The sequence below is a fragment of the Herbidospora mongoliensis genome, assembly GCF_001570545.1.
GTDB classification, from domain to species: domain Bacteria; phylum Actinomycetota; class Actinomycetes; order Streptosporangiales; family Streptosporangiaceae; genus Herbidospora; species Herbidospora mongoliensis.
In genome coordinates this window covers 43215-60213 of the sequence record NZ_BBXD01000031.1, presented here as the reverse complement: position 1 = coordinate 60213, position 16999 = coordinate 43215, and the positions used below count along the sequence as shown (strand labels likewise).

13 protein-coding genes and 1 tRNA gene are annotated in these 16999 nt (G+C 67.5%); 3 read left to right on the top strand and 11 right to left on the bottom strand.

The genetic code is table 11. The features are described from left to right. Positions 1-7: 7 nt before the first annotated feature. From AW272_RS39225 to AW272_RS39210, 4 genes are all read right to left on the bottom strand, one after another. Positions 8-1051: a ketoacyl-ACP synthase III family protein gene (locus tag AW272_RS39225; RefSeq protein ID WP_066376126.1), complete on the bottom strand. Its 1044-nt coding sequence runs from the start codon at positions 1049-1051 to the stop codon at positions 8-10. Next, a complete protein-coding gene (locus AW272_RS39220; RefSeq protein WP_066376124.1) occupies positions 1052-1303 on the bottom strand; it encodes a phosphopantetheine-binding protein in 252 nt (83 codons plus the stop codon). Then, complete coding sequence (locus AW272_RS39215) at positions 1300-2298, bottom strand: ketoacyl-ACP synthase III family protein (RefSeq protein ID WP_245657960.1); 999 nt, start codon at positions 2296-2298, stop codon at positions 1300-1302. Before AW272_RS39215 ends, AW272_RS39220 begins: the two co-directional genes overlap by 4 nt. A 373-nt stretch (positions 2299-2671) precedes the next feature. Next, entirely contained in the window at positions 2672-3970 is a 1299-nt protein-coding gene (locus tag AW272_RS39210; RefSeq protein ID WP_066376120.1) for a cellulose binding domain-containing protein, read from the bottom strand. A 542-nt stretch (positions 3971-4512) separates the two neighbouring features. Here AW272_RS39210 and AW272_RS39205 point away from each other — a divergent pair. After that, on the top strand, positions 4513-4731 hold the full coding sequence (locus tag AW272_RS39205) for a hypothetical protein (RefSeq protein WP_066376116.1): 219 nt from the start codon (positions 4513-4515) through the stop codon (positions 4729-4731). Positions 4732-4836: 105 nt separating this feature from the next. Here the strand turns inward: AW272_RS39205 and AW272_RS42895 are convergent, their stop codons facing one another. From AW272_RS42895 to AW272_RS39190, 3 genes are all read right to left on the bottom strand, one after another. Continuing rightward, positions 4837-5319, bottom strand: a complete 483-nt coding sequence (locus AW272_RS42895; protein WP_066376113.1) for a flavin reductase family protein — start codon at positions 5317-5319, stop codon at positions 4837-4839. Continuing rightward, on the bottom strand, positions 5316-6539 hold the full coding sequence (locus tag AW272_RS39195) for a styrene monooxygenase/indole monooxygenase family protein (RefSeq protein WP_066376111.1): 1224 nt from the start codon (positions 6537-6539) through the stop codon (positions 5316-5318). Before AW272_RS39195 ends, AW272_RS42895 begins: the two co-directional genes overlap by 4 nt. Before the next feature lie 102 nt (positions 6540-6641). Then, complete coding sequence (locus tag AW272_RS39190; protein WP_245657958.1) at positions 6642-7625, bottom strand: AraC family transcriptional regulator; 984 nt, start codon at positions 7623-7625, stop codon at positions 6642-6644. 341 nt (positions 7626-7966) lie between these two features. Between AW272_RS39190 and AW272_RS39185 the strand changes: the two genes are divergently transcribed. Next, positions 7967-10660: an RICIN domain-containing protein gene (locus AW272_RS39185; RefSeq protein ID WP_066376106.1), complete on the top strand. Its 2694-nt coding sequence runs from the start codon at positions 7967-7969 to the stop codon at positions 10658-10660. A gap of 65 nt (positions 10661-10725) precedes the next feature. On the opposite strand, the gene AW272_RS39180 is transcribed toward AW272_RS39185, so the two are convergent. Beyond that, a complete protein-coding gene (locus AW272_RS39180) occupies positions 10726-12360 on the bottom strand; it encodes an ABC-F family ATP-binding cassette domain-containing protein (RefSeq protein WP_245657956.1) in 1635 nt (544 codons plus the stop codon). Beyond that, the gene (abc-f, locus tag AW272_RS39175) at positions 12357-13991 is read right to left on the bottom strand and encodes a ribosomal protection-like ABC-F family protein (protein ID WP_066376103.1); all 1635 of its coding nucleotides are present in this window, start codon (positions 13989-13991) and stop codon (positions 12357-12359) included. The genes AW272_RS39180 and abc-f overlap by 4 nt, the downstream gene beginning before the upstream one ends. An 815-nt stretch (positions 13992-14806) precedes the next feature. On the opposite strand from abc-f, the gene AW272_RS39170 reads away from it, so the two are divergent. Next, positions 14807-15067 (top strand): MafI family immunity protein, encoded by a 261-nt coding sequence (locus tag AW272_RS39170; protein WP_066376093.1) that lies wholly within the window; start codon positions 14807-14809, stop codon positions 15065-15067. A gap of 482 nt (positions 15068-15549) precedes the next feature. On the opposite strand, the gene AW272_RS45835 is transcribed toward AW272_RS39170, so the two are convergent. Together AW272_RS45835 and AW272_RS39160 are read right to left on the bottom strand one after the other, a co-directional pair. Next, entirely contained in the window at positions 15550-16101 is a 552-nt protein-coding gene (locus AW272_RS45835; RefSeq protein WP_066376092.1) for a hypothetical protein, read from the bottom strand. Between the two features lie 598 nt (positions 16102-16699). Next, positions 16700-16772, bottom strand: a tRNA-Ala gene (locus tag AW272_RS39160). Between the last annotated feature and the right edge of the window lie 227 nt (positions 16773-16999).

The following is a 16999-nucleotide window of genomic DNA, read 5'->3' as shown; positions in this document are numbered from 1 at the left end:
CTTCGGTTCAAACCCATTGAGGATTGTCAACGATCTTGATCACGGCGCAGGAGACGGTCACTCCCGGCCCGGTGCCGAGCATCAGCATGTGGTCGCCGGGACCCAGCTGCCCGGTCATCAGCAGGTGGTCGAGGGACAGGACCTGGTCACTGGCCCCGCAGTGGCCGATGGTGCGGCCGTAGTCCCAGGTGGAGCGGGACATGGGCAGGTCGAGCATGGCCATGCACCGCTGTTCGACGATCTCTTCCGAGTAGTTCATGAACGCCACCCGGGTGAGATCGCCCGTCGTGATGCCGCTCTCGTCCAGGGCGCGTTCGACGACCTCCATCAGCGCGCGCTGGATTTTGAACAGCGCCGCGGTGGCCTCGCCCTTGGACATGACCTGCTGCCGGAACTGCTCGTTCCTGGCCGAGAAGCTCATCTTGCGCCCGACCGTGACACCCGGGGGGAACAGGGGTTCGCTGCCCCGGTGCAGTTCCTCGGCCTCGGTCACCGTCGTCGTGCAGACCGACGTCAGGCGCGCGAAGCCCGTCTCCTTGGAGAGCACGAGAGCGCTGGCGGCGTCCCCGCCGATGAATCCGGGGCCCATCCGCCACCGGTCCATCAGGGGGGTGCCGTAGTTGTCGGCGGCGACCAGCAGGGCGGCCCGCCGTCCGGGGGCCGCGTCGAGGTGACCGGCCGCGAGTTCCAGGGCGATGAAGATCCCGTTGCAGCCCTGCCGGATCTCGGTGGCCAGGACGTCCCCGCCGACGAGCTCGCGCTGCAGGTAGGAGTGGGGGGGCCAGCCGTCCGGTCCCTGGTGCCACGTCGAGGCGTACAGGAGGAGGTCCAGATCGGCGGGTGCCCGTCCGCTGCGCTTCAGCGCGCTGCGCGCGGCGTGCAGGGCCATCTCCGGCGCCGGTAGATCACCGGCCACCACCGCTCCGGCCAGGTGGTGCAGCTCGACCTCTTCGGCCGGGTACCAGCCCTTGGCGACGGCCTTCTCGACGCTGACGACGGTCCTGGGGATGAAGGCTCCCACGCCGCTGATGTACGTGTCCGCGAACCGCATTTAGACCGTTTCTAACTCTCTGAGCATGGCCACGATGGTCGTGACGTCCTGGAAGTTCTCGGAGTCGAGCTTCGCGGCGGGGACCGGGACGCCGACGTCCTTGCGGAGGAAGTTCAGCAGCCGCGCCGTCCGCAGGGAGTCCAGGAGACCCGAGGTGAGGAGCGGGGTCGTCTCGTCGACCTTGATGTCGTCGCCGGCCTGGACGAGGTTGTCCTGGATGAAGTCGACGAGCTTCTGCGTGAGCTCGGTCATGCGCGTGCCCCAGTCGTGACGGGAGAGGTGGACAGGACCTTGAAGACGGCCGCGGCGCAGGACGTGCCGGAGCCGAACCCGACCATGAGCAGGTGATCGCCCTCGACGAGCCCGCCGGTCGCGATCAGGTGCTCGAAGGCGATGAACTGGTCCACCGCGCCGCAGTGGCCCACGCGCCTGCCGTAGTCCCAGGTCGTCTGGTCTTCCTCGATGCCCAGCCAGGACATCTGCCCGTCGAGGTCCTCGCGGCGGCCGTGCGGCAGCGCCACCTTGGTGATGTCGGAGAGCCCGATCCCGGCCTCGTCGAGGGTCTTCTCGACCTGCTGCATCATCGTCTTCTGGATCGTCAGGTGGATCCCGGTGCCCTGCTTCTTGAGCAGCTTCTGGCGGAACTCCTCGTGCCGGTCGCCGAAGCTCAGCCCCACGCCGACGGTGGCGTCCGGCGGGAACAGCGGGTAGCCGCCGTCGTTGACGGCGTCGGCCTCCGGGATCACCGTCGCGTTCACCGACAGGAGCTCGGCCATGCCGTAGTCCTTGCCGAGGAGGAGCGCGGCCGCGGCGTCGCCGATCAGCGCGCCGGGGGTCATCGTCCAGCGGTCGACCAGCGGGGTGCCGTGGTTGTCGGAGGACACGACCATGGCCGTCTCCCGCTCGGGTACGGCCTGCAGGTAGCTCGCCGCCAGCTCCAGCGAGCTGATCATCCCGACGCAGCCGCTCCGGATCTCGAACGCGGGCACGTTCCCGCCGAGGAGGTGCATCTGCAGGTAGTGCTGGGGCTGCCAGCCGTTCGGGCCCTGGTGCCACACCGACGGGTAGAGCAGCAGGTCGAGCTCTCGCGGAGAGGACTCTTTCCATCGGTCGTACGCGTCCAGGACCGCGAGCCGCGCCATCTCGGGCGCGGGCATGTCGCCGGCCACCGCCGCGCCGATCTGGCGGAACTTCTCGGCCTCCTCGGCCGGATACCAGCCTTCGCGGACCGCGTGCTCGACGCTCACGCTTTCAGGTACGTAAACGCCGAGACTCCTGACGAACATGTTGGATGTACGCACACGTCCCCTAACTCATCATGATCTGGGAAACGGCTCTTAGGAAGAAAGGGGCGGCTCATCCGATTAATCTCGGGCCCCGGGATATCAAAAGATTCCGACCGGTATGAAAAAGACGGTAAATAGGCTGGGAGCCGCCAGGGGAAACCATAGGGGCCGACCGTGGTTAAGGCAATATGAAGGCCGACGACATTCCGTGAGCATTACCCGACAGTACGTGTCGAGTTTGGAAATGCGTCTCATCGCTTCACAGCCCGGTTTTCCCGGATGCAAAACGGCGCCGGGCCGTCGCCATTCAGCTCGGGCCCGGCGCGTCGTCGTGTCAGGGCACTCGTGTGCAGACGATGTTGTTGAGCTTGAACTGGGCCGGAATGGCGTTCGACCCGGTGGCGGTCGCCGAGAAACCGAAGCTCTGGCTGGAACCGGGGCCGATGTAGGAGTTGTGGCCGGCGTCACGGGCGGTGACCGCGGTGCCGACCTGGGTCACCGTGGCGTTCCAGGCGGTCGTGATGGCCTGGTTGCCGCCCCACGTCCACTGCAGGGTCCAGTTCTGGATGGGGGTCGTGCCGGTGTTCCTGATGGTCGCGGTGCCGTTGAAGGCGCCGTTCCAGGTGCCGGTGGCGTAGGTGACCTCGCAGGCGTTGCCCAGCTTGAGCCCGCTGCGGATCCAGGTCGTGAAGTTGGCCCAGGTGGGGTGCAGCGTGCCGGTGCTGACGGTCTCGCCGCAGCTGGCGGTGGTGCGGACGGTCTCGTTGCCGTACTGGGCGGGGTCCATGATCTGGACCATCATGTGGTCGGCGGCGGGCACCGAGATGAAGGTGGCGTTGCCGCACTGGGCCTTGATCCGGTTGAAGAGCAGGACGCTCTGCCCGTGCGGCACCAGGAAGTCGGCCTGGCCGTGCATGAACATCAGCGGCGGGTCGCCTGAGTCGACGTAGGTCATCGGATTGGCCAGGGCCGTCGCGGCCGGACAGGTCTGGATCGGGCAGCCGACCAGCAGGGATTCCGGGGAGGCGGGCGAGTTGTGGTCGAGCCCCCCGGTGGGCAGGTTCTGCGAGTTCATCTGCAGGAAGTCGGTCGGGCTGTAGAACGCGAGCCCCACGTTCACCGCGCTGGAGACGCCGGTCGTGCCGACGGTGCCCTCCAGTGCCGCGACGCCGCCGGAGAAGACGGCCATCTCCGTCAGCCAGGCGCCCGACGAGTCGCCCGCGATCGCGATGCGGTTGGGGTCGATCTGGTAGGTGGCGGCGTTGGCACGCAGCCAGCGGATGGCCGACTTGATGTCGTGCACCTGGGCGGGGAAGATCGCCTGGGCGCTGGACCGGACGTTGACGCCGGCCACCGCGAAGCCCAGCGGGTTGAAGATGGCCGCGATCGCGGCCGCGTCGGCCTTGGTGTCGTCGCTCGTCCACGCCGAGCCGCTGTGCCAGATGATCAGCGGCCGCGGCGTCATGCCGGTGGACGGCAGGTGGAGGTCCAGCAGATGCCCCCTGGTGCCGGCCGGTGATGCGGACGCGTAGGCGATGTCACTGATCACCGCTGCGTGCGCCGGTGGCGCGATGGCCACGGTGACGCCGATGGTGGCCAGCATGGTCATGACCATGCCGACAACCATGGACATGCGGGTTCGATCTTGCATTCTGCGACTCCGGTCAGTCGGATGATCGCCGCTTTCCCCGGTGACCGTCCGTGTCTCCTCCGGTGCCGGGACAGCCGCGATCAGCACGCCGACCGTAGCGCCTGCGAGAACGACGTGTTCGAGTGTCGCGGCTTACATCGATATGGGCGGGGCGACGATATGCCAAGAAAGTGACGACGGTCAAAGTGTTGTTTACATCGATTCATTCGAACAGGAAGAGCAGCACGAATCGGACGGTAGACATCACACACGGCGCGAAGATGTACAGATCATGCATGCCCTGCACACGCCGTCGGATACGCACCTGCGAGGCCTTCCTGGGCCCGCCGTGTCCGGAATTGGACAGGAGCCGGAAAGTAATTCCGACTTTACTGACGGTGAATTACCGCGCACACCTGCATCCGGTGGCGTCCGCCGATGAAACTTTCAACGAATCCGCCGCCCTGAGCGACCGTGACAATTTTCCTTGCGCGCAGTTGGTGATAATGTCCGCCGTCATGATCTCCACAGTCACAGGAGGACGAATGCGAAAGGCACGCGCTGTTCTCGTCTCGACCGTCGTGGTCCTCGGAGCGTTCCTGACGATCGGCGCCGCCCCCGCCCAGGCCGACAGGCTGGCCGGCGTCTTCAGGTACGAGTCGGAGTGCGAGCGAATCGGCACCCAGGGCGTCCACCAGAACTGGTGGAACGACTACGACTGCGAGTGGGAGGAGCGGTACCGCTACTACTTCCTCTACGCGTGACCCGAACAAGCTGAGGCCGGCCTTTCGCACGTCACCGGGACGACCAAAAGCGGCGGTGTCCCAAGACACCGCCGTCCATGGTCTGCTCCGCTGTCTTACCCGGGGTTACGCGGCCCCGCCGACCGTCACCTCGGGCCAGAACTCCCGGTATCGGCCGGAGTGGAAGACGAGCGGCTCCCCCGCGCCCCGCTGGTAGCGCTCCACCTCTCCGACGAAGATGTGGTGGTCACCGCCGTCGTACACGCGCTCCGTACGACAGACGAAACTGGCCAGCGCGCCCGCGAGGATCGGCAGCGGAGTGCCGAGCAACTCCACCCCGGCGAACTTGTCGGCGGACGGTGTGGCGAAGCGCCGGGACAGATGGTCCTGGTCGGCCGCCAGGACGTTGGCGGCGAACCGCCCCGCCCGCAGGAAGATCGACGCGCTGGGCGCCCGGTTCGACAGGCACCAGAGCACCAGCGGCGGATCGAGCGAGACCGAGGTGAAGGAGTTGACGGTCACCCCGGCTCGCTCACCGTCGTCGGTCACCGTCGTGATCACCGCCACCCCGGTCGCGAACTGACCGAAGGCCTCCCGCAGCGATCTCATGCCGCGACCCTGTTCAGGTAGGCCCCGGCCCGGCCGGCGTCCATGAACCACTCGGCGTAGTCGGTCGGGTCGTCGAACCCGTTGACGAACCGGGAGGCGATCTCCGGATGCTGCCCGGCGGCGCCGAGAAGCGCCAGGTGATGGGGTTCGGCCGGGGCCAGCAGGGCGTTGGTCCAGTTCGTGGCGTGCTGGGCCCGCGTCCAGAAGAGGTCGAAGGTCCGCCCCATCCAGTCGGCGTCGAACGGCTGCCCGCCCCGTTCCACGATGGCCCGTAGATAGGTGGCGGCGCACTTGGCCGCGTTGTTGCTGCCTTGCCCGGTGATCGGGTCGTTGAGCACCACGACGTCGGCGACCCCGAGCACCGGCGCGCCGGAGGGCAGCACGGCGACCGGACGGCGGACCGTGGGCGCGAAGCGGCCGGTCAGGACGGCGTTGGCATCGGTGAGCTCGATCCCGGCGCAGCGCTCGGCCTCCCACGGGAAGAAGGTCTCCAGGATCTCGCGGCTGCGCGCCAGGTGCTCGGCCGGGCCGCGCACGTCGCCCCAGCAGTCCATCGGACCGCCCGGCACGCCCTCGAACACCATGATCTCGCAGGGCCCGGTGTGCGTGAGCGCGGGGAAGACGAAGTACTCCCCCACCCCGGGGAGCAGGTTGAAGCAGACCGCCGAGTGATCGGGCCGGGGAGCCAGGCCGTTGACGTAGGTGACCGCCAGCGCCCGCTGCGGAGCGGTGTACGGAGAACGCGCGGGGTCGCGCTCGAAGAGCGAGGCGATCGGCCCCTTCCCCGCGGCGACCAGGACCAGGTCGTATCGGGCGGCGTAGCTCTCCAGGTCCTCCGGGGTGGCGTCGTGCAGGACGAGCTTGCCGCCGAGCCGCTCGAACTCGCCCAGCCAGGCCGGCATCTTCAGCCGCTGGTCGACCGACCGGGCCGGGACGTCGAGCGGCGCCATCCAGTCGAGCGCCTTGCCGCCGTCCGGGCCGGGAACCGTGAGGGCGATGCCCTCGATGGGCGGGCACACGTCCGTCCACCAGTCGAGGCCGAGCTCACGCTCGTGGGCCTGGGCGGTGCCGAACATGGCCTGGCCCGACATCACCCGGCCGTCGCGGATGTCCTCGGCGGTGCGGTTGGAGATCACGGTGACGTCGTAGCCGTGCTGGAGCAGGCCGATGGCCAGGTGGAGGCCGGCCTGACCGGCGCCGACGATGAGGATGTCGCGCATGGTGAGGTGTTCCTTCTGTGTCAGGAGTGGAGATGTCGATCGGCGCCTGACAAGAACGGTACGGTCGCCGCGTCCACCCCGGCTATCCACTGAGCGCGGATCTCATCCACCTGACGCCGAGCCCGTGCGCAACGTCTCCGACGGCGGCATCCCGTACCGCGCGCGGTACAGCGCGGCGAACCGTCCCTGGTGCAGGAACCCCCACCGGGCCGCCACCGTCGTCACCGTGGCCCTGGCGGGATCGGCCGCCCTGAGCTCGTCGTGCACCCGCGCCAGCCGCACCTGCCGGAGATAGGCCGTCGGAGTCAGCCCGGAATGCGCGCGGAACCCCTCCTGGAGCGAGCGGCTGCTGACCGCGACCGCACGGGCGATGTCGGACGTGGTGAGCGGCAGGTGCGCGTGCCCGTCGATGAACTCCATCGCCCGGCGCACGACCTTCGGCAGCGCGGCCGGCCTGGGCGCCCGGAGCCGTTCCAGATAGTTGGACGGCTGCATGGTCAGCAGCAGCGTGATCAGCGCGTTCTCCAGATGCGCGATGGCCAGCGGATGCCCGGTCAGCCCGTCGTCGCGTTCGGCGTCCCTGACGAGCAGATCGGCCATGTCCCGCCAGGACCGCGTCCACCCCATTCTCAGATCCATGCCGAGATCGAAGACGACCGGATCGCCGAGCCGCTCCCCGAGCATCTGCTCCAGCGAGCGCTCGATGGAGGTCCGCTCGAACTTGATCACCAACTGGGGACACCCCGCGGCCCACCGCATGTCGAGGTGACGCGTCGGCGAGGGCATCGCGGCCAGCGAGGGGGTGGAGACGACCTCCTGGTCCCCGGCCCTGATCAGGCTCCGCCCCACGAGCGGGATCATGACCAGGAAGAACGTGTCGAGGTCCCCCGGTTCGATGTGCACGTCGGCCCCGTAGTCGAGGTAACTGACCCGCACCGAGCCGAGCTGGACGGAGTTGAACCGGGCCGCCAGCAGATCCGCATCCCCGACCAGGTCCAGCCGATGCGGGCAGAACACCTTGGCGACCTCGACCCGGACCTCGTCGAGGTCGGAGCTGGCGAAGACCGCGCGATTGCTCAGGAGCACACCAGATGATCGTCGCTCCCGGCCCCGGCGTTCCATGGAAAAGTACGCGCACGAGAGCCCCCGCTGTGCGGGATCGGCGTATCGGTCCACGTCGGGACAGCGGTGTCACTGGTCGCCCATGACAGTCGCCATGGACCGATCGTGTTGATCGTCTCGGCCGGGCACCGGCGACGTTTCATGAAAGTTACATCCGTTGCCTGCTCCGTCTCTGTCCACTGTTGCCAGACACCCATGTTGGTGCGACATTGCCCCCAGACATTAGTCGGCATACGTCATACGTTTGGCCCTGGCCGACGTGTTAGCGCGAACATTCTGCCTGGAACCAGCGAGAGGAACAGAGCGTGAAGTCAGCCTTATCCACGACCGGGAAGGCGTTAGCAGCGCTTACGGTCTTCGTCGCCACCGTGTTGCTGCCGACCTTCGCAGGTGGCTCGGCGGCCTCGGCGGCGACCCAGGCCACCTACTACGTCGCCCCCGACGGCAACGACGACAACACCGGAACGATCACGTCACCATTCAAGACCGTGCAGCGCGCGCGGGACGTCGTCCGCACGATCAACTCCGGCATGACAGGCGACATCTACGTCTATCTTCGCGGGGGCACCTATCCGGTCAGCAGCACCATCGACTTCACGCCGGCCGACTCCGGCACGAACGGCTTCCGGGTCATCTACGCCGCCTACCAGAACGAGACGCCGATCCTCAGCGGCGGCGTCCAGGTGACCGGGTGGACGCAGCACAGCGGCAACATCTGGAAGGCCCCGCTGAACCGCGCCAACAAGCTCCGCGCGCTCTACGTGAACGACAAGCGGGCGTACATGGCCTCGAAGACCATCAACTCGGCGGGCTGCTACGGCACCTACAACATCACGGCCGGGCAGGCGTCGTGGGCATGGGAATCGGGTTCGCAGTGCGCCGGATCGAAGTACAGCCTGAGTGACTTCCCCGCCGTCTCGAGCAACCAGAACGACATCGAAATCGAGACGGGCACGACCTGGACCACGGCCATCGTGGGGGTCCAGCAGGTCACCTCCGACGGCTCGAACCGCATCGCGACGTTCCAGCAGCCGGGCGCGGCCATCGCCCAGGGCGCCTACAACGGGAACGCGCAGGTCGGCGGCACGCACAAGGTCAGCAACGCCTACGAGTTCCTCGACACGGCGGGCGAGTTCTTCTTCGACAAGACGACCAAGACGCTCTACTACTACAAGGCCGGCTCCGAGAACATGTCGACGGCGGCCGTCTTCGCCCCGAACAACGTGACCACCCTCATCAAGGTCGCCGGCACCTCGACGAGCGCCCGCGCCAAGAACATCACTTTCTCGGGCCTCACGATCCAGCACTCCGACTGGAACCTGTTCAACGTGAACGGCTCGGTGCTCAAGCAGGCCCAGCAGGGCAACCTCGGCGCGACCGTCTACGCCAAGCAGAACTTCCACGCCTACTCCTACCGCAACGTCGACACGGCGCCCGGCATCGTCCAGATCGACAACGCCGACGGGCTCGTGCTGCAGAACAACCGGATCCAGCACACCGGCGTCGACGGCATCAACATGGTCAACGACGTGGTGAACACGCAGCTGATCGGGAACTACACCAACGACGTCGCCGGATCGGCCATCACCGTGGGCCATCCGCAGCACGTCTACATCGGCGACCACACCTCGTCCAACCGCGAGAAGTACACCGCCGCGGTCGAGGGCGCGCCCAAGAACATCGAGATCAAGAACAACTACATCTACGACAGCGCGGTGCTGTTCAACGGGCACAGCCCCATCTCGGCCTACTTCGCCGACACGCTGTCGATCCAGCGCAACCGCATCGAGAAGACGCCGTGGTCCGGGGTGACGCTCGGCTGGGGCTGGTGGAACTTCGACGGGTCGTCCGGCTCGATCCGGCCCAACGTGCCGACCACCGTGGCGAAGAACAACACCATCAGCTACAACCACTTCATCGACACGGTGCAGCGCCTGAGCGACACGGCTCCCGTCTACACGCTGGGCAACCAGCCGGGAACCACGATCACCAACAACTACATGCAGGGCGTCCCGTCGGGTCACAAGTACGGACTCCACCCGGACGAGGGCTCGGGCAACATGGTCTTCCGCGACAACGTCCTGAGCGTGGACAAGAACATCACGTGGCTCGTCAACTCCGACGACTGGGGTCGTAAGCACGACCTGAGCATCACGCAGACCTACGGGCCGATCAACAAGGTCTCCAACAAGGTCCTGCCGAACAGCACGGTCCACGACATCATCGTCTCGTCCGACTATGTCTGGCCGGCGGCCGCGTACGGCATCGCCGTGAACTCCGGGCTCGAGGACGCCTACCGGAACATCATCCCGCAGAGCAACCTGTCCCTGCCGGACTACGTCCTGCCCGCCAGCACGTACACCAGCAGCGGCACGACCTCGATCCCCATCCGCAGCACCGGCGACTCGTCCAAGAGCGTCTGGCTCGCTCCCTCGGGCACGACCTCCTTCACCGCCGGCGCCACGATGACCAGGGCGGGCGGAACCGCGACCTCCATTGCGGTGCCGACGACGAACGGCGAATACCGGCTCTTCGTGGTGGACGCCCAGGGCAACCGCTCCGCGGCGTCGGCGTCGCTGGTCAGGCAGGGCAGCGGCGGCAGCAGCGGCGGCGGCCAGCAGATCGTCGGCGCCCAGTCGAACCGATGCGTGGACATCACCGGCAGCTCGTCCGCCAACGGCACGCAGGCGCAGCTGTACGACTGCGGCAGCGGCACCAACCAGCGCCTGACCTACACCTCGGGCAAGCAGCTGCAGGTGTTCGGCAACAAGTGCCTGGACGCCAACGGCCAGGGCACCACGAACGGCACCCAGGTGATCATCTGGGACTGCAACGGACAGACCAACCAGCAGTGGAACGTCAACTCCAACGGCACCATCACCGGCGTCCAGTCCGGCCTGTGCCTGGACGCCTCCGGCGGCGGCACCGCCAACGGCACGAAGCTCATCCTGTGGTCCTGCAACGGCGGCACGAACCAGCGGTGGACCCTACGCAACTGACATGAGACCCGGTGGGCCGCGGACGATCGACCCCACACCGCCCGCGGCCCGCTCAGCATCAGAGTTCACAGTCGGATTTCGCGGCCTGACCAGCGGGATCGCAGCCAACGGTCATGGCTGGCGATCACGATGGCGCCGGGCCCCGTGCCCAGGGCCTCCTCCAGGTCGTCGCAGAGACCGGGCGACAGGTGGTTGGTGGGTTCGTCGAGCAGCAGCAACTCCGGCGGGCCCGCCACGAGCAGCGCCAGGGCGAGTCGCCGGCGCTGGCCGACCGACAGCTCCCCGACCCGCCTGCCCAGGTCTCGTGAATCGATCAGGCCGAGAGAGTCCAGCGGGACCGACTCGGCACGATCAGAGCCGAGCGCCAGCTCGTAGGTTCTCCGCACGGTACGGTCCGGCCGGTCGAACAGCGTGTCCTGGGCCAGCAGGCCGACCGTGAGCCCGTCCCGCCGTCGCACCTCTCCGGAGGCGTCCAGCCGCCCGGCCAGCACCGCGAGGAGCGTCGACTTCCCCGCCCCGTTCGCTCCGGTGACCAGCAGCCGATCGGTGGACGACACGTCGAGGCGATCCAGCGTCAGCCGGCCGGGGACGCGGACGCCCCGCAGTGCCAGCAGGATCCCCTCGGGAGATCCGGAGGCGAGTGCGGCGGCCCGGAACCGCAGCGGTTCCGGCGGTTCGGCGACCTGGTCGCGCTCCAGCTCCTCCAGCCGGCGGGTGGCGTCGCGTACCCGCCGCGAGATCTGGTTCTGCACGCGGCCACTGGTGTGGCCGTAGCCCATTTTCTCGTTGTCGCGCTTCACGCGGCCCGGCGCGATCCGGTACGCGGTCAGGGCGGCCGAGCGGCGCAGGGCGGCGAGTTCCTCCTGTTCCCCGGCGAAGCGCCGCTGCCACCGTTGCCGCTCCGCGCGCTTCTCGGCCTGGTAGGCGGTGTAGCCGCCGCCATAGCGGACGGGGCCGCCCACCGCCGGATCAAGGCCGATCAGGTCCGTGCAGACGGCGTCGAGGAACGCCCGATCATGGCTCGCCAGCACGACGACTCCGGGCAGGCGGCGCAGCCGCTCCTCCAGAAAGGCCGTCGCCGCGTCGTCGAGATGGTTGGTGGGTTCGTCGAGCAGCAGCGCCGCGGGACGCCGTACCAGCAGCGCGGCCAGCGCGAGCCGGCTGCGCTGCCCGCCGGACAGGGACCCGAGTGCGCGATCGTGCGGTGTCCTCCCGAGGCCGAGCCCGGCGAGGACGATCTCGGCACGCCGGTCGGCGTCCCAGGCCTCGTGTTCCTGCGCGTGGTGGAGCCGCTCGCCGTACCGGCCGAGAAGACCCGCGTAGTCGGGACGGTCCTCGGGGACGTCGGCGAGCGCTCGGCTGAGCCTGTCGAGTTCGGCGAGGTCCTCACGGGCTCCGCGCAGGCTGTCGTCGAGCACGTCGGCGATGGTCGACGCGGCGTCGAACGGCATTTCCTGGTGCAGGAAGCCTAGGTCAGCGGGCCGGACGACGGTGCCGGAGTCGGGTTCGTCCGTCCCGGCGAGCAGCCGCAGCAGGGTGGACTTCCCGGCACCGTTGTCACCGATCAGCCCGATCCGGTGCCCGGGGGCGGCGGTGAGGGAGACCCCGTCGAGCACCCGCCGGGTGCCGAACGTGCGGACGAGATCGTGGGCGAGCAGAGCGGAAGGGGACCCAACGGGATCGGAGTGCGGGCCGATCACGACGAGGTCGTCCCCGTCTCCGTCAGCCGGCCCTCGGAGAGCCGCAGCCAGCGGTTCACCCCGATCTCGGTGAGGAACCGCTCGTCGTGGCTGACCACCACGAAAGCGCCTTCATAGGCGCTGAGCGCGCTTTCCAATTGGGAGACGCTGACCAGGTCGAGGTTGTTGGTCGGTTCGTCCAGCAGGAGAAGCTGGGGCGCCGGTTCGGCGTACAGGACGCAGGCCAGGGTGGCGCGCAACCGCTCGCCACCGGACAGCGCGCCGACAGGCAGGTGGATGCGGGAGCCGCGGAACAGGAAGCGGGCGAGCAGGTTCATCCGCTGCGCCTGGGGCATCCCGGGCGCGAACGCGGCCAGGTTCTCCGCCACGGTGCGGTCCAGGTCCAGCAGGTCAAGCCGTTGGGACAGGTAGGCGACCCGGCCATCGGCCCGCCTGGTCTCGCCGCCCGCCGGCTCCAACTCGCCATTGATCACGCGTAGCAGGGTGGACTTGCCGACGCCGTTGGAGCCGGTCAGGGCGATGCGCTCGGGCCCCCGGATCGTCAGATCGGCGCCCTCCCCGGCGAAGAGTGGCCGGTCACCGTAGCGGACCTGCATCCCCCGTCCGAGGAAGACCGTGCGCCCGGCCGGAACGTTGGTCCCGGGCAGCTCCAGCGCGATCTTCTGCTCGTCGCGCAGGGCACGCCCCGCCTCGTCCAGCCGGGCTTTAGCCTGACTGACCCGAGCGGTGTGCGTCTCGTTCGCCTTCCCCGCCGATTCCTGGGCGTTGCGCTTCATCGTCCCGGCGAAGATCTTCGGAAGGCCGGCGTTCTTGAGGTTGCGGGCGGCGTTGCCCGCTCGGCGTTCAGCGCGCTCGCGAGCCTGCTGCAGCTCGCGCTTCTCCCGTTTGACCTCCTGCTCGGCGTTGCGGACGTTCTTCTCGGCGGCCTCCCTCGCCACGCGCACCGCTTCCTCGTACGCGGTGAAGTTCCCCCCGTGGAACCGGACCTCGCCCCGGTCGAGTTCGGCGATGCGGTCCATGCGGTCGAGCAGCGCCCTGTCGTGGCTGACCAGCAGCAGGCAGCCGCTCCAGTCGTCGAGCACCGCATAGAGCCGGTGGCGGGCGTCGAGGTCGAGGTTGTTGGTCGGTTCGTCGAGCAGCAGGACATCGGGCCGCTTCAGCAGCTGCGCGGCCAGCCCGAGCGAGATGACCTGCCCGCCGCTGAGGGTGCGCAGAGGCCGGTCGAGGGAGACGTCGCCGAGGCCCAGCCGGTCGAGCTGGGCACGGGTGCGCTCCTCGACGTCCCAGTCGTTGCCGATCGTGGTGAAGTGCTCCTCGCTCGCGTCTCCGGACTCGATGGCGTCCAGGGCCCTGATCACCGCGGCGACCCCCAGGACCTCCGCCACGGTCAGATCACCGGCGAGGGGCAGCGTCTGGGGCAGATACCCCAGGATCCCCTCCACCATGACCGAGCCGGCCGCCGGGCGAAGCGCGCCGGCGATCAGCCTGAGCAACGTGCTCTTGCCGGCGCCGTTGGGCGCCACCAGGCCGGTCCGGCCCGTAGGCACGGTGAACGAGAGCTCCTGGAACACCGGGGTGTCATCGGGCCAGGAGAAGGACAGGTGGGAACAGACGATGAACGCATCGGACATGCGAGAACCTCGTACGTGACGCGGGCGCGCCGAAGCCGCCCAGCAGGAAACAGGAATGGAGGAACGACGACATGGCCACGGCGGCAGCGTTCTCACGCGCCTGCCTGCGGCCGATCCATTCCGGGATCACCCGGAGATGTCGTCGTCAACCACCATGTCTGGTCTCCTGGATTCTGATCACTCGAGGTTCGGCGCCGCAGCAAGCATCCGCTTGAGGTACGAACGCGAACCCGCTCTACGTCACGATCGATTCGGCTCTCGGACGGACGTGCCGAGCACAGGAGGCGAGAGCCCCAAGGTCCATCACCGAAAAGGCGATAAGCGGACGAATCGCCAACATAGTGCCAAGGGCCCGATGCTTCGTCAACACGCGTCTGCCCACCCCGAGACACCCTCACCCCCGACGAGAACGCGCGGGCATCCATGTGACTGGCGTGGAGGATGAGACGGGCACCCGCCGCGACGACCCGTCAACAGCTGTTCGGTGCCGGTCCCCACCCGCGTCCACCCACCGAATGGCACGGTCACGCGGTCCCCGAGGGTCGGCGGACCCTTGAAAGCCGGGGAGTCCTCCAACCATTCGAGCCAAGCGACCTGTAGCTTTCGTTTCGGCGAGGCCGGGAACTCGCGCCGCCTACGCAGGCGACACACCCCGCCGCACCGGCACGGAATACGCCAAGGCTCATTCACCAGGCGCTATTGAAGGCCACGCAGACCGGTCCTGACCTGGAAACTCGGCGGCAACACCACCTGGCGACCGACGCACCGCCGTCACCGGAGATCAAAGAGTCTATGCGGGAAAAGGACCCTGAAAGATGGAGCGATATCAGTACCTCCGAGCCCTCATCTCACAACTTCTTGAGGACTCTCCCCTGACGTCGGAGGAGGTTATCGCCGATGTTCGTTACTTGATGAGCGTGGGCGAGGAGGAACTGGCCTTTGACACGATGTGCTCGTGGATCTATGAGGACGAACTCCCCATTTCTTCGGATTACCACAAGCGTCTGACGTCTGCCGCCCAGGAACTGGGCACACCGAGATCAGTAGATAAACTCGACGAACTCATCGAGTCATAGTTGAAGGTTCGAAGTCGGGGCCGCCTTCTCGGAAGCAAAGACCGTGACCGAGCGAAGCGAGGCCCAGCCGGGGATCACGAGGGGCGGAGCCCTTAGCAAGGAGCGCAGCGACCTGGAGCAAAGCGACGCCAGGACGCGAAAGCGGCTAGGGGGAGCGCGAGGGGGCGCGAGCCCTCTCGCATCGGGGGTTCGACGGGTCGTCCCCCGTGTACGCAAACGCGAAATGGCCCGCGACAGTTGGCTCCGAAGGGCCGACAACCACGAGCCATCCATTTCGCAAGGAGCCAACGCTCGTCTACTCGACTCGATCAGCCGGACCGAGATGCCTCATGAATGATGGCGTCGCCCACGCCACGCTGCAGGTCAAGACGCGCGAACACCGGGCCTGCAACGAGATCGGCTGGAAGGCCGGTCCGAATGAGGCCGGCCTCGGCAACCCTGGGGACCCTGTCGAGCCCTACCGGGTCCGATGTCCTTCGGTGTCACGCCTCGCCCTCGCAGGTGGTCTCCTTCTCGGCCGTGCACAGGTCTGTGCCCGGACCGCCGAAGACCTGGTCGAATCCGCCCTCGTCGCCGATCAGGACGTCATTGCCCACGTTGCCGTCAATGAGGTCGTTGCCGCCCTCGCCTGAGACGAGGTCGCGGGCCGAGCCGCCGTAGTAGAGGTCACCGTCCGGCCCGAGAAAGGCCTGGGCCGGGAGGGCGGTGTTGTTCCGCACCGTGTCGGCCCCTGTGTTGGTGCGCACCAGCATCTTGGTGATGCCCGCGCCGGCGCACCGGACCGTGCGGGGATCGACGTTCGTGCAGGTGACGCTGCCTGCGAAGATGGCGTCGTTGAAGTTCCTGACGACGAGGAAACCGCCTTCGACGTTGATGGAGATGTCGTCGTCGGCGAAGCCCGCGCTGACGAAAAGCTGCCCGCCGGACGCCACGACATTGGTGGCGGCCATCGCGGGCGTGGCGCTGACGGCCGCGATGGGGACGGTGAGCAGGGCTCCCATCGCCAGCGCGCGGAGACCGTTCTTGAGTGTCACGATTGTTCCTTCCTGGTGAATACGACGGTTGTCACCCAGGAGTACAGCGATGTCGGCACCGACGGAGTACGTCGAATTACCCGCTGTGGAAATAGGGAGCTCACACGGAAATTCACACGACGGAGGTGGGAAAGCATCACCCGAAGGTTCACACCTGAAGCACCCTGCGGCCGACGAGCCGTTCCATCGGGCCCGTTTCCATGAACTCATCCACGTTTATCGCGTCAACTTCGCTCAACGCTTATGCCATGAAGCGATCCACCAGGCCGCAGTAACTCAGTTGGTCACTCAGAAGATCAAATCGACATCTCAGCCGGTCCGGCGCGGCTCTAATCCATCATCCGAGCGAAGCGAGCTCCACCCGAGCGATAGCGAGGCCCTTCCGGGGAGAGCGAGGGGCGGAGCTCTTCGCAAGGGAGCGCAGCGACCCCAGAGCGACAGCGATGCCGGGCCGCGAGAGCGGCCAGGGGAGCGCGAGGGGGCGACAGCCCTCTCGTATCGGGGGGTTCGGGGGGTCGTCCCCCCGTATGCAGAAATGGCGAATGGCCCGTGGCAGGTGCCCCGAAGGGGCAACAACCACGAGCCATCCATTCGCCAGTGGAGCTATGGGGATTCGAACCCCAGACCCCCTCCATGCCATGGAGGTGCGCTACCAGCTGCGCTATAGCCCCGCCGCACTCGCTTGCGCGAAGTGCTGTGCCAGCATAGCGGATTCTGGAAGGAGGGGTGAACGCGAGCCGCGCCCCCGAAATCCCTTCGCATACCGCGCAACTCACCCCTACCGTTGATCTCGGTGCGGCACAGCAGGGGCGCCCCGGACATCGCCGGTCCGCGTTCCCCGTATCGCGTCGCACCATCCTTCTCTGGCAGGTCACTAGACCATGGGTTCGACTCCCTA